The following is a 13,958-nucleotide window of genomic DNA, read 5'->3' on the forward strand; positions in this document are numbered from 1 at the left end:
GGAAGCGATATGAACCGAAAGCTGGCCTACGGCCTCGCATTGATCGTGGCGCTGGCGGCGCCGTTCGTCGGCTACCCCGTCTTCCTGATGAAGCTGCTGTGCTTCGGCCTGTTCGCCTGCGCGTTTAATTTGCTGATCGGCTACACGGGCCTGCTGTCATTCGGCCACGCCGCGTTCTTCGGCGGTGCCGGCTATGTCACGGGGTACGCGTTGACGACGCTCGGCTTGCCGTTCGAGGCGGCGCTCGTGCTGGGCGTGCTGGCGTCCGCGGCGCTGGGCCTCGTGATGGGGCTGCTGGCGATCCGCCGCCAGGGCATTTATTTTGCGATGATCACCTTGGCCCTCGCGCAGATGGTGTATTTCGCGGCGCTCCGCGCCCCGTTTACGCACGGCGAGGATGGCCTGCAAGGCGTCCCGCGCGGCAAACTGCTGGGCGTGCTCGATCTCGGCAACGACGTCACCCTGTACTTCGTGGTGCTGGCAATTTGCACCGCGGGCTTCGCCTTGATCGTGCGTACCGTGCACTCGCCGTTCGGCCAGGTGCTGAAGGCGATCAAGGAAAACGAAGCGCGTGCGATCTCTCTGGGCTACGACGTGGATCGTTATAAACTCGTGGCCTTCGTGCTGTCGGCCGCCCTCGCGGGCCTGGCCGGCGCGACGAAGACGGTCGTGCTCGGTTTCGAGACGCTGACGGACGTGCACTGGACGATGTCCGGCCTCGTCATCCTGATGACCTTGGTCGGCGGCATGGGCACGCTGGCCGGGCCGATCCTGGGCGCCTTCCTCATCGTCGCGCTGGAAAACAAGCTGGGCGACCTGGGGAACTTCCTGGCCGAGACGACGCATATAGAATGGTTTTCTTCGCTCGGCGAATCCGTGGGCATCGTCACCGGCCTCATCTTCGTTGCCTGTGTGCTGTTGTTCCGACGGGGCATCGTCGGCGAGATCGCGGCGGCACTGGCCCGCGCAGGACGCCGGCGCGAGGCCGCATAAGGCCGTGTCCCGGTCTGGCTTTCAAGGAGGCGCACGTGATCGACGAATCCCTCATGCTGGACGTGAACGGCATCCACATCCACACGACGACGACGGGGCAGGGACCGGCCGTGCTGCTGCTGCACGGCTTTCCCGACACGCACCTCGTCTGGCGCAAGCAGGTCCCCGCGCTGGCCGCCGCCGGCTTTCGCGTGCTCGCGCCCGACCTGCGCGGCTACGGCCGCAGCGACGCGCCGGGCGGCGTCTTCGACTACACGATGGATAAATTGCGCGGCGACGTGCTCGGCCTGCTGGACGCCCTGCACATCGACAAGGTTTTTCTCGTCGGGCACGACTGGGGCGGCATCATCGGCTGGCAGATCGCGGCGCTGGCGCCGGAACGCGTGCACCGCTACGTGGCGATGTCGACGGGCCACCCGTATGCCATCGCCCACGCGGGCATGATGCAGCGCTTGCGCATGACCTATATCCTCGGCTTCATCGTGCCGGTCCTGGCCGAGCATACGCTGCGCGCGGCCGACTGGTTCATCATGCGCCAGTTTACGGACGAGCCCGGCCAGGCGGACCACTGGAAGCGGGATCTGTCGCCACCGGGCCGCCTGACGGCCGCGCTGAACTATTACCGCGCCAACCTGAGCCTGGCGCTGCCGCGCGGGCATCGCCAGGTCAAGGTGCCCGTGATGGGCATGTGGAGCGACCGCGACCCGGCGCTCGGCGAAAAGCAGATGCGCGATTCGGCGCACTACGTCGACGGCGAATTCCGCTTCGAGCGGATCCGCGGCGCCGACCACTGGCTCCAATTGACGGCGGCCGATGAGGTGAACCGCCTGCTGCTCCAGTTCTTTGAAGAAGGGCGCGCCGCCGCCGTCTGAAGCGCGGTGATTTGTTGCGCCGCAACAAGAGGCGTGCCGTACAATGACGCTTTTACGCGTGATTGACCATGTTCGATTTTGCCCTGCTGGCCGTCGCGGCCTTCGTTGCCGGTCTCGTGGATGCTGTCGTCGGCGGGGGAGGATTGATCCAGATTCCGGCGATGTTCGCCGTGTTCCCCAGGGAAGTCCCGGCGACGCTGCTGGGAACAAATAAACTGGCGGCCATGTTCGGGACGGCCGTCGCTGCCGTCAGGTACAGCCGCCGCGTGACGGTTGCCTGGAGCACGGCGGCGCCGGCCGCCGTCGCCGCGTTCGCGCTGTCCTTCATCGGTGCCTGGACCGTGACTCGCGTGCCCGCCGACTTCGTGCGCAGCCTGCTGCCGCTGATCCTGCTCGCGGTGGCCGTGTACACGTTCAAGCAAAAGAACCTGGGCGCCGTGCACGCGCCGGTCCACAGCGGCATGACGGAAAAGTTGTTGGCGACATGCGCCGGTGCCGCGATCGGTTTTTATGACGGTTTCTTCGGCCCGGGCACCGGCAGCTTCCTGATCTTCCTGTTCGTGCGCTTCTTCGGCTTCGACTTCCTGAGCGCGTCGGCCGCGGCGAAGATCGTCAACGTCGCGTGCAATATCTCGGCGCTGATGTGGTTCGGATACAGTGGTCACTTGATCTGGCAACTCGGCTTGCTGATGGCCGTGTGCCAGATTGCCGGGTCACTGGTCGGGACCCGGCTAGCGCTGAAACACGGCAGTGGTTTCGTGCGCAAGCTGTTCCTCGTTGTCGTCGGGCTGTTGATCGTAAAGACAGCGTTCGACACCTTTAAGCACCTTGCGTGGTGATTGTTTCACGTGAAACAGTCAGCGCGCCTTGTGCACATGGGTGACGATGGTCGGTAAATCCCAGGCGCCGCCGGCGGTAATTTCGCGGCACATGCCAGTGGTCGTGGCCGATGTCTGCGCGAACGACCGGCCATCCCACGTCCAGCTCGCGGCGCTGAAGCAATCGCCGATGCCGCGGCCCTTTTGTGTCGCCCGGATGACGCCGTCGGCGTAGTCGCTTGCGGAGGTTGTCACCAGGACGGCGGAATACGGCGGCCTGGCGTCGACGACCCAATAGCCGTCGCCCGTGTTGTAGGCGGCCATCCAGCAGGCGTGCGAGACGAGCAGCTTGTCCTTCGTGAGGCGGCGGACCACGGGCTCGTCTGTCTCGTCGGCCTTTGTGTCCACGAGTTCGCAACTGCCATCCTTTACGGTTTTGCGCAACGCGGCCATCAAGTCGCGGGCTTGCGCGGGCGTCAGTGTGACAGGTTGCTTGTCGTGGCTGACCGGCGCTGCGACGATGTCCGGCGCTGGGAGTGGCGGTAGAACATTTGATTCCGGTTTCGTGCCCTTGCGTACCAAGGCGCCGGGCGTGTCCAGCCGTCCCTGGAATTCATCCATTTTAAGCAGCACGGCATTGGCGCCGGCCGTCGAGATCGTCCACGTCTTACCTTTTGCCGACCACGCGATCTGGCCATCCTTGAGCAGTGCCGGCAGCAGTGCGTTGACCTGTGCGTCGGACAGCTTGCCGCTATTCGACTTCGCATCGATGTGGACGGTGCCCAGCGCCCGGCCGTCGACTGTCATCGCGAGCTGGTCGGGTGCGGGGTGGTTCGGATCATCGGCCGGCTGAAACTGGACAGTGACGGGCTGGTCGGGGCCTGCGGCGCGTGTCAGCAGGATGGTGGCGTTCGGCGCCTCGTCGTCTTCCTGGTGGTAGCCGGCGGCGCGGCACGTCCTCGTGTTATCGCAGGCGAGTTGCCAATCCTTGTAATCGAACGAGATGGATGGCAGGTCGGAACGCGGATATGCGCCGACCGTGGCGGTGACGGCGAGCAGGGCGAAGGTCAGCAAACGAGATTTCGGCATGGCGGCGAGGATGGGTTGGCGTGGCAAAAGCCTAACATGAGCTCGCATTCGCTGTTTCACGTGAAACAAAATCTGTCGTTTTCGTGGCCGCGCAGAAGCGATGTGGAAAAAAGAATTTATAATCGACCCTTAATCCTCCTCGCAACACATTCCATCATGCTATTTCCGACAGAATTCGACGTGATCGTCGTTGGCGGCGGCCATGCCGGCACCGAAGCGGCGCTCGCGTCTGCGCGCATGGGCCAAAAGACCCTGTTGCTCACTCACAATATCGAGACCCTGGGCGCGATGTCCTGCAACCCGTCCATCGGCGGGATCGGCAAGGGGCACCTCGTCAAGGAAGTCGACGCCATGGGCGGCGCGATGGCCATCGCCACCGACGAAGCCGGCATCCAGTTCCGCATCCTGAACTCCTCGAAGGGCCCGGCCGTGCGCGCCACCCGTGCCCAGGCCGACCGCATGCTGTACAAGCAGGCGATCCGTTCTCGCCTCGAAAACCAGCCTGATCTGTGGCTGTTCCAGCAGGCCGTCGACGACCTGATGGTCGAAGGCGACCGCGTCGTCGGTGCCGTCACGCAGATCGGCCTGCGCTTCCGTGCACGCGCCGTCGTGCTGACGGCCGGTACTTTCCTGGACGGTAAGATCCACGTCGGCCTGCAGAATTACTCGGCCGGCCGTGCGGGCGATCCGCCGGCAGTCTCCCTGTCGGCGCGCCTGAAGGAGCTGAAATTGCCGCAGGGCCGTTTGAAAACCGGTACGCCGCCGCGCATCGACGGGCGCAGCATCGACTTTTCCGTCATGACGGAACAGCCGGGCGATCTGGATCCGGTGCCCGTGTTTTCGTATATGGGCAATGCGGCCATGCACCCGAAGCAGTTGCCGTGCTGGGTCACGCACACGAATGCGCAGACGCACGACATCATCCGCAACGGCCTGGACCGCAGCCCCATGTACACGGGCGTGATCGAAGGCGTCGGTCCCCGCTACTGCCCATCGATCGAAGACAAGATTCACCGCTTCGCGGCCAAGGAATCGCACCAGATTTTCCTCGAGCCGGAAGGCCTCACGACCAACGAGTTTTATCCGAACGGTATCTCGACGAGCCTGCCGTTCGACGTGCAACTGGCCCTCGTGCGGTCGATGCGCGGTCTGGAGAATGCGTTCATCCTGCGCCCCGGTTATGCGATCGAATACGATTATTTTGATCCGCGTGGCCTGAAAGCGTCGCTGGAGACGAAGGCGGTTCAAGGCCTGTTCTTTGCCGGGCAGATCAACGGCACGACCGGCTACGAGGAAGCGGCCGCGCAAGGCATGTTGGCCGGCATCAATGCGGCACTGCAGACCCGGGGCGAGGAAGCGTGGACGCCGTCCCGTTCCGAAGCGTATCTCGGCGTGCTCGTCGACGACCTGACGACGCAGGGCGTGGCGGAACCGTACCGCATGTTCACGAGCCGCGCCGAATACCGCCTGTCGCTGCGCGAAGACAATGCGGATATGCGCCTGACGGAGATCGGCCGCAAGCTGGGCGTCGTTGGCGACGCCCAGTGGGAAGCGTTCGAGCGCAAGCGCGACGCCGTCGCGCTCGAACTGGAACGCCTGCGTTCGACCTGGGTCAACCCGCGCATCGTCACCGCCGCCGAATCCGAGCGCGTGATCGGGCAGGCCATCGAGCGCGAATACAACCTGGCCGACCTGCTGCGCCGTCCTGGCGTCGAGTACGACAAGCTGGTGAGCCTGCAGGGCGTCGACGGCCAGGCACTGGGCGGCCCGGGCGTGAGTGACCCGGCCGTGCGGGAGCAGGTCGAAATCCAGTTGAAATATTCTGGCTATATCAACCGCCAGGCGCGCGAGGTGGAACGCCACGATTACTACGAAAACCTCAAATTGCCGGAGAACCTGAACTATCTGGAAATCACGGCGCTGTCGATCGAGGTGCGCCAGAAGCTCGACAAGCAGCGTCCCGAGACGCTGGGCCAGGCGTCGCGGATTTCTGGCGTGACGCCGGCGGCAATTTCACTGCTGCTCGTGCACCTCAAAAAGCGCGGCGCCAAGGGTTTTACCGGTGTGCCGAATGAGGAATCGGCCGCATGAAGAATTTTGATCGTACTGCTTTGTCCGCTGTGCTGGGCGAGGGCATCGCCGCGATGCACCTCGACGTGAGCCCGGCCCAGCAGGACAAGCTGATGGATTACCTGGCCCTGATGTTCAAGTGGAATGCCGTCTACAACCTGACGTCCTTGCGCGACCCAATGCAGATGGTCACGCACCACTTGCTGGATTCGCTGGCCGCCGTGCCGGCATTCGCGACGGCGCGCAATGTGCTGGACGTCGGTTCGGGAGGCGGTCTACCGGGGATCGTCCTGGCAATCGTGCGTCCGGACATGAACGTGTCGATGATCGATACCGTCCATAAAAAGACGGCTTTTCTGACGCAGGTGAAAGCCGAGCTGGGGCTGGTCAACGTCACGGTGTACACGGCGCGGGTCGAGCAACTGCAGGTGAGCGATAAATTCGATGTCATCACGTCGCGCGCGTTTGCCGACCTCTCGGATTTCGTCAACTGGTCCTGTCACCTGCTGGCCGATGGCGGACGCTATATCGCCCTGAAAGGGGTGGCGCCGAAAGATGAACAGGAACGGCTGCCGCCGGCGTGGAAGGTGGCCGGACTGGAACCGCTGCAAGTGCCCAGGCTGGGTGCGGAGCGTCACCTGGTATTCATCGAACGTTCCACGTGAAACATCCGCGGAAACGTCCGCAACGACGCACAAGCAGATAAACCGTATAACCAGTTTATACTGTTATTACCATATAAATCGTATAAATCGTTTTAATGGTATTAACCGTATGACTGACAAGGGCATACATGGCGAAAATTTTTTGCGTAGCAAATCAGAAGGGCGGGGTCGGCAAGACCACCACCAGCGTGAACCTGTCCGCCGGTCTCGCCAAGTTGGACCAGCGCGTGCTGCTGGTCGACCTCGACCCGCAGGGCAATGCCACCATGGGCGCGGGCATCAACAAGGCGGGACTGACTTCGTCGATTTACGAGGTGCTGCTGGGTGAAGCCGAGGTGGCCGCGGCGCGCCTGCGCAGCGAAGCAGGGCGCTTCGACGTGCTGCCGGCCAACCGCGAACTGGCCGGCGCGGAAGTCGAGATGGTCGAGCTGGAAAACCGCGAGCGCCGCTTGAAGGAAGCGCTGGCCAAGGTCGACGCCGACTACGACTTCATCCTCATCGACTGTCCGCCGGCGCTGTCGATGCTGACCCTGAACGGCCTCGTGTCGGCGCACGGCGTCATCATCCCGATGCAGTGCGAGTATTACGCGCTGGAGGGCCTGTCCGATCTCGTGAACACGATCAAGAAGGTGCACGCGAACCTGAACCATGACCTGCGCATCATCGGGCTGCTGCGCGTGATGTTCGATCCGCGCATGACGCTGTCGCAGCAGGTGTCGAGCCAGCTCGAACAGCATTTCGGCGACAAGGTCTTCAAGACGATCATCCCGCGCAACGTGCGCCTGGCGGAAGCGCCGTCGTACGGCATCCCGGGCGTGACGTTCGATCCGTCCTCGAAAGGCGCGCAGGCGTATATCGCCTTCGGCGCGGAGATGGTCGAGCGCATCAAGACAATGTAACCAGAACATAAAAACGTCATGGCAACCAAAAAACTCAAAGGTCTCGGCCGCGGCCTCGATGCGCTGCTCGGCGGGGACGCCCCGGAAACGCCGGCCACGCCCAGCGGCACGCCGTCCCTGCTTCCCGTCGCGCAGATCCAGGCCGGCAAATACCAGCCGCGCACGCGCATGGACGACGGCTCGCTGTCCGAACTGGCCGCGTCGATCAAATCCCAGGGCATCATGCAGCCGGTGCTCGTGCGCCCGATCGATGGTGCCGCCTCGGGCGCCCGCTACGAGATCATCGCCGGCGAACGGCGCTTCCGCGCGGCGCAGCTGGCGGGCCTGGACGAGATCCCGGTCCTCGTGCGCGACGTCGACGACCAGAACGCCGCCGCGATGGCGCTGATCGAGAACATCCAGCGCGAAGACCTCAATCCGCTGGAAGAAGCGCAGGGCATCGCGCGCCTGATCTCCGAATTCAGTTTTACCCACGAGCAGGCGGCCCAGGCCGTCGGCCGTTCGCGCAGCGCCGTGTCGAACCTGCTGCGCCTCGTGAATCTCGCGCAACCCGTGCAGACGATGCTGATGGCCGGCGACATCGACATGGGGCACGCGCGCGCGCTGCTCGCCGTCGATGCGGCGAGCCAGATCGCGCTGGCGAACCAGGTGATCGCCAAGCGCCTGTCCGTGCGCGAGACGGAAAAGATGGTGGCACGCACGCTCGAAGAGCAGAGCGCGCCGCCGGCCGCCGCGCGCCAGAAAGAAAAGTCGGGCGACATCGTGCGCCTCGAGGAAGAACTGTCGGACCGCCTCGCGACGCCCGTCGCGTTCAAGATGGGACCGCGGGGCAAGGGACAGCTGATCATCGACTTCGCCGACCTCGACATTCTCGACACCGTGCTCGCGCGCCTGCGCGCGTGAGCGCCTGAGCCACATCCGCCGCATCCGCCGCACCCCGCGGCGCCGTCACCACGAGGCTTGTTGTAATTTGGGCACAGCGGCGGCGCGCGCCGCCCGCGTGCGCGCGCCGTCGACCCATGCACGGCGGGTCAAAAAAGCGTCGCTGCGCCGCCGTTCCAGGGTTGCAACCCATGGCGCATACTGCGTTATCCCGCATCCCGAGACGTACGCCAGGCGCCGCCGCGTCACAATCCCGATGTCTCGTTTTCCGTGCTTTTGTTATCAAATCAAGCAACTTTACCCGGGCAGAATCGTTTGACTCCACTTAGTACAACCACTTATAATCTCGGGGATTTCTGTAATTACCACGCCGTAACTCGTTTCCCGACGGCTAGCGCGAAAATAAAAATATGCTGCGCATAGTCTCCCTGCAATTAATAGCAACAACAGTCGCTGGCTTGATCGCCGGACTGCTGTGGGGCGGGGCTGCGATGTTTTCCGCGGTTCTGGGTGGATTGTGTTGTGTCGTCCCCAACGGCCTGTTCGCGCTGCGCCTGTTCGCAAGCGCGCGCCGACCGGGCGCCGCAAACCCGATGTCGTTTTTCATCGGCGAATTTATAAAGATTGCGTCGACACTCGCTTTCCTAGGGGCGACTGTCTGGCTGTACCACGATTTGAACTGGCCGGCGCTCCTCGGCGGCTTCATCGTGGCGCTCAAAAGTTACATCATCTTATTGTTTAGGCACCGTAAATGACTACTGAAAACGTGGCGGGAGCAGCACAACCAGCGAGTGAGCACGTCATCACGACTGGTGAATACATCACACACCACCTGCATCACAATGCATCGCACCTGCAAAACGGACCGATCGACTTTTCTGTCATTCACTATGACACAATTTTCTGGTCGGTGTTGCTGGCTGCTATCACCTCGATCGTCCTGATCGCCGCCGCGCGCCGCGTCACCACCGGCGTGCCGGGCCGTTTCCAGGGCTTCGTCGAAATGATCGTCGAAATGGTCGAAGACCAGTCCAAGGCCATCGTCCACGGCAACCGCACCTTCATCGCGCCGCTCGCGCTGACCGTGTTCATCTGGGTCATCCTGATGAACTCGATGGACTTCCTGCCGGTCGACCTGTTCGCCACCATTTTCCGCGCGCTGGGCATCCATAATGCCGAGGGTCATGAGCCGTTCTTCCGCGTCGTTCCGACCGCCGACCTGAACGGTACGCTGGGCATGTCGCTGGTCGTGCTGTTCTTCATGCTCTACTACAACATCAAGATCAAGGGCGTGGGCGGTTTCGTGCACGAGCTGTTCAACGCTCCGTTCGGTTCCCATCCGGCGCTGTGGCCGGCCAACTTCGGCTTGAACCTCATCGAATTCGCTGCAAAAACTGTCTCGCTCGCAATGCGACTGTTCGGCAACATGTTTGCTGGCGAACTGATCTTCCTGCTGATCGCGCTGCTGGGCGCCCAGTGGGTTGGCTTCACGACCCAGAGTGTCCTGCTGTCGGGCCTGCACATCTTCGCCGGTTCGATCTGGGCAGTGTTCCACATCCTGATCGTGCTGTTGCAAGCTTTCATTTTCATGATGCTGACGCTGGTGTACCTCGGCCAGGCGCATGAGGGTCACTAAGCGGCATCTCGTTTTTGCAGTATCCAGTAATTTTATTTTTTACTTTTTTTGATTATCTAAGGAGTTTTTGATGACTAACGTTGCGTTCATTGCACTGGCTTGCGGTCTGATCATTGGTCTGGGTGCTATCGGTGCATGTATCGGTATTGGTGTGATGGGCGGTAAGTACATCGAAGCTTCGGCTCGCCAGCCTGAACTGATGAACACCCTGCAGACCAAGATGTTCCTGCTGGCCGGCCTGATCGACGCCGCATTCCTGATCGGTGTCGGTATCGCGATGATGTTCGCCTTCGCTGCCCCGAATTTCGGCGGGTAATCCCCCGGACTCTTGAATAGCCGGGCCAGCGACGCAAAAAGCGCCGGCCCGGCGTACTTCATTCTGAGAAGGAAAAAGCTGTGAACTTAAACGCCACAATGTTTGTGCAGTCCATTGTGTTCCTCATCCTGGCGTGGGTCGTCGCGAAATTCGTGTGGCCGCCGGTGATGGGGGCCCTGGACGCACGTGCGACGAAAATCGCTGAAGGTCTGGCCGCGGCCGACCAGGGCAAGCAGGCCATGGCCGCTGCCGAGAAGCGCGTGCAGGTCGAACTGGCCAGCGCCCGCGACGAAGGCGCCAAGCGCATCGCCGACGCCGAAAAGCGCGCCCAGATGGTCGCCGACGAGATCAAGGCCAATGCCCAGGCCGAAGCCGACCGCATCATCGCCCAGGCCCGTGCCGAAGCCGAGCAACAAATGAGCAAGGCCCGCGAAGAACTGCGCGCCCAGGTGGCCACGCTGGCCGTCGCGGGTGCCGAGCAGATCCTCAAGCGCGAAGTGAACGCAGCGGCCCACGCCGACCTGCTGAACCAACTGGCGACCGAGCTGTAATCATGGCTGAGCTCGCAACCGTTGCCCGCCCTTACGCCGAAGCGCTGTTCCGTGTCGCCCAAGCCGGCGACATGAACGCCTGGTCGGCCGTCGTGTCGGAACTGGCCCAGATCGGTGCCAGTGCCGACGTGCAAGCGTTCGCCAATAACCCGAACGTTACGCAAGCCCAGCTGGCCGACACGATTGCGTCCCTGGTCAAGTCGCCGCTGAACGCTGAAGCGAAGAACTTTATCTCGATGCTGGCCGAAAACGGCCGCGTCGTCCTGCTGACCCAAATCGCTGCCCAGTTCAACGAACTGAAGAATGCGCAGGAAGGCGCCGCCGACGCGCATGTCTTCAGCGCGTTCGAGCTCGCCCCGGCGCAGGTGGCGCAGCTGGCCGCATCGCTGGAAAAGAAATTTGGCCGCAAGCTGAACCCAACGGTGACAGTGGATCCTTCGCTGATCGGTGGTGTGCGCGTGGTCGTTGGCGACGAAGTGCTCGATACCTCGGTGCGTGCCAAGCTGCAACAGATGCATGTTGCGCTCACGGCCTGAGGAATTCGCACGATACGCCGGCGCCCGACGCCCTTGCCCTACGCATCAAGAAACTATTAGGAGTTAGCACTCATGCAACTTAACCCATCTGAAATCAGTGAACTGATCAAGAGCCGGATCCAGGGTCTCGAGGGTTCCGCTGAAGTTCGCAATCAAGGCACGGTCATTTCCGTCGCCGACGGTATCTGCCGCATCCATGGTCTGTCGGACGTGATGCAGGGCGAGATGCTGGAATTCCCCGGCAACACCTTCGGCCTCGCCATGAACCTGGAGCGCGACTCGGTCGGCGCCGTGGTGCTGGGTAACTACGAGCACATCTCGGAAGGCGACGTGGTCAAGACCACCGGCCGCATCCTGGAAGTGCCGATCGGCCCGGAACTGCGCGGCCGCGTCGTCAACGCCCTGGGCCAGCCGATCGACGGCAAGGGTCCGATCAACACCACCCTGACCGCCGCCGTCGAAAAGATCGCGCCGGGCGTGATCGCGCGTGAATCCGTGTCGCAGCCGATGCAGACCGGCCTCAAGGCAATCGACTCGATGGTGCCGATCGGCCGTGGCCAGCGCGAGCTGATCATTGGCGACCGCCAGACCGGCAAGTCGGCCGTGGCAGTCGACGCGATCATCAACCAGAAGGGTCAGAACATGACCTGCGTGTACGTTGCGATCGGCCAGAAAGCATCGACCATCAAGAACATCGTGCGTTCGCTGGAACAGCACGGCGCGATGGAGTACACGATCGTCGTCGCCGCTTCCGCTTCGGAATCGGCCGCCATGCAATACATCTCGGCCTACTCGGGCTGCGCGATGGGCGAATACTTCCGCGACCGCGGCGAAGACGCGCTGATCGTGTATGACGACCTGTCGAAGCAGGCAGTCGCCTACCGCCAGATCTCGCTGCTGCTGCGCCGTCCGCCGGGCCGCGAAGCCTACCCGGGCGACGTGTTCTACCTGCACAGCCGTCTGCTGGAGCGTGCCGCACGCGTCAACGCCGACTACGTCGAAGCCTTCACCGGCGGCGCCGTCAAGGGCAAGACCGGTTCGCTGACCGCACTGCCGATCATCGAAACGCAGGCAGGCGACGTCTCGGCCTTCGTGCCGACCAACGTGATCTCGATTACCGACGGCCAGATCTTCCTGGAGACCTCGCTGTTCAACGCCGGTATCCGTCCTGCGATCAACGCCGGTATCTCGGTGTCGCGCGTCGGTGGCGCCGCCCAGACCAAGGTCATCAAGGGCCTGTCCGGCGGTATCCGTACCGACCTGGCGCAGTACCGTGAGCTGGCCGCGTTCGCGCAGTTCGCATCGGACCTGGACGAATCGACCCGCAAGCAGCTGGACCGCGGTGCCCGCGTGACCGAACTGCTGAAGCAGCCGCAATACTCGCCGCTGCCGATCTCGCTGATGGCCGCGTCGCTGTTCGCCGTCAACAAGGGCTACTTCGACGACATCGACGTCAAGCAAGTGCTGGCCTTCGAAGCCGGCCTGCACGGCTACCTGAAGACCAAGCAAGCTGCCCTCCTGTCGAAGATCGAAGAAACCAAGCAACTGGACAAGGACGGCGAAGCTACGCTGGCCGCCGCCGTTGCTGATTTCAAGAAAGCATTCTGATCGATCCGGGACGGGCGCGCCGCCGAGACGGCGCCCCCGTCCCATCCATCAGGGCGAGGGCCGCTGGAAGCTGGCTGCGGCCCTCAAACCAAAGGAGTAAGGACTCATGGCAGTAGGCAAAGAGATACGTGGCAAGATCAAAAGCGTAGAGAATACGAAGAAGATCACCAAGGCGATGGAAATGGTCGCCGCGTCCAAGATGCGCAAGGCGCAGGAACGGATGCGTGCCGCCCGTCCATACAGTGAGAAGATTCGCAACATCACCGCCAATCTTGCTTCCGCTAATCCGGAGTACACGCACCCGTTCATGGCCACGGCCAAGGATGCGAAGCAAAATGCGGTCGGCTTCATCGTCGTCACCACCGACAAGGGTCTGTGCGGCGGCATGAACACCAACGTGTTGCGCCAGGTGACGCAGAAGACGCGCGAGCTGGAACAGGCAGGCACCCGGATCGAAGCGGTCGCCATCGGCAACAAGGGCCTCGGTTTCCTCAATCGTATCGGCGTGAACGTCGTGTCGAGCCTGACCCAGATCGGCGACACGCCGCACCTGGAAAAGCTGATCGGCCCGGTCAAGGTGATGCTGGACGCTTTCCAGGATGGCAGGCTGAACGCCGTCTACCTGTGCTACACCCGGTTCATCAACACGATGAAGCAGGAGCCCGTCGTCGAGCAGCTGCTGCCGCTGCCGGCCAAGGCCCTCGAAGCCGACAAGGGCGGTTATGGATGGGATTACATCTATGAACCGGACGCGGCTGCCGTCATCGATGAACTGCTGGTGCGCTACGTCGAGGCGCTGGTCTACCAGGCGGTCGCCGAAAACCTGTCGTCCGAGCAATCGGCACGCATGGTGGCGATGAAGGCGGCAAGCGACAACGCGGGTAGCGTCATCGGCGAACTGAAGCTGGTCTATAACAAGACCCGCCAGGCTGCGATTACCAAGGAACTCTCCGAGATCGTTTCCGGCGCGGCTGCTATCAGCGCCTGACGAAAACTCTTTGATCGCGGGGCGGTGGCGAGCGC

At 62.7% G+C, this 13,958-nt stretch carries 15 protein-coding genes; 14 read left to right on the plus strand and 1 reads right to left on the minus strand.

Annotated features, from left to right (window positions below; translation table 11 throughout):
* Window positions 1–9: 9 nt before the first annotated feature.
* The 3 genes from ASC93_RS04005 (at window position 10) to ASC93_RS04015 (ending at window position 2,704) form a co-directional block, all read left to right on the plus strand.
* On the plus strand, window positions 10–993 hold the full coding sequence (locus ASC93_RS04005) for a branched-chain amino acid ABC transporter permease (RefSeq protein ID WP_056437439.1): 984 nt from the start codon (window positions 10–12) through the stop codon (window positions 991–993).
* Between the two features lie 35 nt (window positions 994–1,028).
* The gene (locus ASC93_RS04010) at window positions 1,029–1,865 is read left to right on the plus strand and encodes an alpha/beta fold hydrolase (protein WP_229412591.1); all 837 of its coding nucleotides are present in this window, start codon (window positions 1,029–1,031) and stop codon (window positions 1,863–1,865) included.
* Between the two features lie 68 nt (window positions 1,866–1,933).
* The gene (locus ASC93_RS04015; RefSeq protein WP_056437443.1) at window positions 1,934–2,704 is read left to right on the plus strand and encodes a TSUP family transporter; all 771 of its coding nucleotides are present in this window, start codon (window positions 1,934–1,936) and stop codon (window positions 2,702–2,704) included.
* Between the two features lie 18 nt (window positions 2,705–2,722).
* On the opposite strand, the gene ASC93_RS04020 is transcribed toward ASC93_RS04015, so the two are convergent.
* On the minus strand, window positions 2,723–3,757 hold the full coding sequence (locus tag ASC93_RS04020; RefSeq protein ID WP_056437446.1) for a DUF1176 domain-containing protein: 1,035 nt from the start codon (window positions 3,755–3,757) through the stop codon (window positions 2,723–2,725).
* A gap of 171 nt (window positions 3,758–3,928) precedes the next feature.
* Between ASC93_RS04020 and mnmG the strand changes: the two genes are divergently transcribed.
* From mnmG to atpG, 11 genes are all read left to right on the plus strand, one after another.
* A complete protein-coding gene (gene mnmG, locus ASC93_RS04025) occupies window positions 3,929–5,863 on the plus strand; it encodes a tRNA uridine-5-carboxymethylaminomethyl(34) synthesis enzyme MnmG (RefSeq protein WP_056437449.1) in 1,935 nt (644 codons plus the stop codon).
* Complete coding sequence (gene rsmG, locus ASC93_RS04030) at window positions 5,860–6,507, plus strand: 16S rRNA (guanine(527)-N(7))-methyltransferase RsmG (RefSeq protein ID WP_056437452.1); 648 nt, start codon at window positions 5,860–5,862, stop codon at window positions 6,505–6,507. The genes mnmG and rsmG overlap by 4 nt, the downstream gene beginning before the upstream one ends.
* A 128-nt stretch (window positions 6,508–6,635) precedes the next feature.
* Entirely contained in the window at window positions 6,636–7,406 is a 771-nt protein-coding gene (locus ASC93_RS04035; RefSeq protein ID WP_056437454.1) for a ParA family protein, read from the plus strand.
* A gap of 18 nt (window positions 7,407–7,424) precedes the next feature.
* Window positions 7,425–8,309 (plus strand): ParB/RepB/Spo0J family partition protein, encoded by an 885-nt coding sequence (locus ASC93_RS04040; protein WP_056437457.1) that lies wholly within the window; start codon window positions 7,425–7,427, stop codon window positions 8,307–8,309.
* Between the two features lie 389 nt (window positions 8,310–8,698).
* Window positions 8,699–9,043: an ATP synthase subunit I gene (locus ASC93_RS04045; RefSeq protein ID WP_056437460.1), complete on the plus strand. Its 345-nt coding sequence runs from the start codon at window positions 8,699–8,701 to the stop codon at window positions 9,041–9,043.
* On the plus strand, window positions 9,040–9,924 hold the full coding sequence (atpB, locus tag ASC93_RS04050) for a F0F1 ATP synthase subunit A (protein WP_082547755.1): 885 nt from the start codon (window positions 9,040–9,042) through the stop codon (window positions 9,922–9,924). The genes ASC93_RS04045 and atpB overlap by 4 nt, the downstream gene beginning before the upstream one ends.
* 70 nt (window positions 9,925–9,994) lie before the next feature.
* Complete coding sequence (gene atpE, locus ASC93_RS04055) at window positions 9,995–10,240, plus strand: F0F1 ATP synthase subunit C (protein WP_056437463.1); 246 nt, start codon at window positions 9,995–9,997, stop codon at window positions 10,238–10,240.
* An 80-nt stretch (window positions 10,241–10,320) separates the two neighbouring features.
* On the plus strand, window positions 10,321–10,791 hold the full coding sequence (locus ASC93_RS04060) for a F0F1 ATP synthase subunit B (protein WP_056437466.1): 471 nt from the start codon (window positions 10,321–10,323) through the stop codon (window positions 10,789–10,791).
* A gap of 2 nt (window positions 10,792–10,793) precedes the next feature.
* Window positions 10,794–11,327 (plus strand): F0F1 ATP synthase subunit delta, encoded by a 534-nt coding sequence (locus ASC93_RS04065; RefSeq protein ID WP_056437469.1) that lies wholly within the window; start codon window positions 10,794–10,796, stop codon window positions 11,325–11,327.
* A 72-nt stretch (window positions 11,328–11,399) separates the two neighbouring features.
* Complete coding sequence (gene atpA / locus ASC93_RS04070) at window positions 11,400–12,935, plus strand: F0F1 ATP synthase subunit alpha (RefSeq protein ID WP_056437472.1); 1,536 nt, start codon at window positions 11,400–11,402, stop codon at window positions 12,933–12,935.
* Between the two features lie 106 nt (window positions 12,936–13,041).
* Complete coding sequence (atpG, locus tag ASC93_RS04075) at window positions 13,042–13,923, plus strand: F0F1 ATP synthase subunit gamma (protein ID WP_056437474.1); 882 nt, start codon at window positions 13,042–13,044, stop codon at window positions 13,921–13,923.
* Window positions 13,924–13,958: the final 35 nt, after the last annotated feature.

The organism is Massilia sp. Root335, assembly GCF_001425685.1.
GTDB lineage: Bacteria > Pseudomonadota > Gammaproteobacteria > Burkholderiales > Burkholderiaceae_D > Telluria > Telluria luteola.

What these genes read in the sequence shown, in the direction of transcription:
- atpG (WP_056437474.1), top strand. Translation starts at nt 13,042, where the DNA reads ATGGCAGTAGGCAAAGAGATACGTGGCAAGATCAAAAGCGTAGAGAAT.
- ASC93_RS04040 (WP_056437457.1), top strand. Translation starts at nt 7,425, where the DNA reads ATGGCAACCAAAAAACTCAAAGGTCTCGGCCGCGGCCTCGATGCGCTG.
- atpB (WP_082547755.1), top strand. Translation starts at nt 9,040, where the DNA reads ATGACTACTGAAAACGTGGCGGGAGCAGCACAACCAGCGAGTGAGCAC.
- rsmG (WP_056437452.1), top strand. Translation starts at nt 5,860, where the DNA reads ATGAAGAATTTTGATCGTACTGCTTTGTCCGCTGTGCTGGGCGAGGGC.
- ASC93_RS04035 (WP_056437454.1), top strand. Translation starts at nt 6,636, where the DNA reads ATGGCGAAAATTTTTTGCGTAGCAAATCAGAAGGGCGGGGTCGGCAAG.
- ASC93_RS04045 (WP_056437460.1), top strand. Translation starts at nt 8,699, where the DNA reads ATGCTGCGCATAGTCTCCCTGCAATTAATAGCAACAACAGTCGCTGGC.
- ASC93_RS04065 (WP_056437469.1), top strand. Translation starts at nt 10,794, where the DNA reads ATGGCTGAGCTCGCAACCGTTGCCCGCCCTTACGCCGAAGCGCTGTTC.
- atpA (WP_056437472.1), top strand. Translation starts at nt 11,400, where the DNA reads ATGCAACTTAACCCATCTGAAATCAGTGAACTGATCAAGAGCCGGATC.
- atpE (WP_056437463.1), top strand. Translation starts at nt 9,995, where the DNA reads ATGACTAACGTTGCGTTCATTGCACTGGCTTGCGGTCTGATCATTGGT.
- mnmG (WP_056437449.1), top strand. Translation starts at nt 3,929, where the DNA reads ATGCTATTTCCGACAGAATTCGACGTGATCGTCGTTGGCGGCGGCCAT.
- ASC93_RS04005 (WP_056437439.1), top strand. Translation starts at nt 10, where the DNA reads ATGAACCGAAAGCTGGCCTACGGCCTCGCATTGATCGTGGCGCTGGCG.
- ASC93_RS04015 (WP_056437443.1), top strand. Translation starts at nt 1,934, where the DNA reads ATGTTCGATTTTGCCCTGCTGGCCGTCGCGGCCTTCGTTGCCGGTCTC.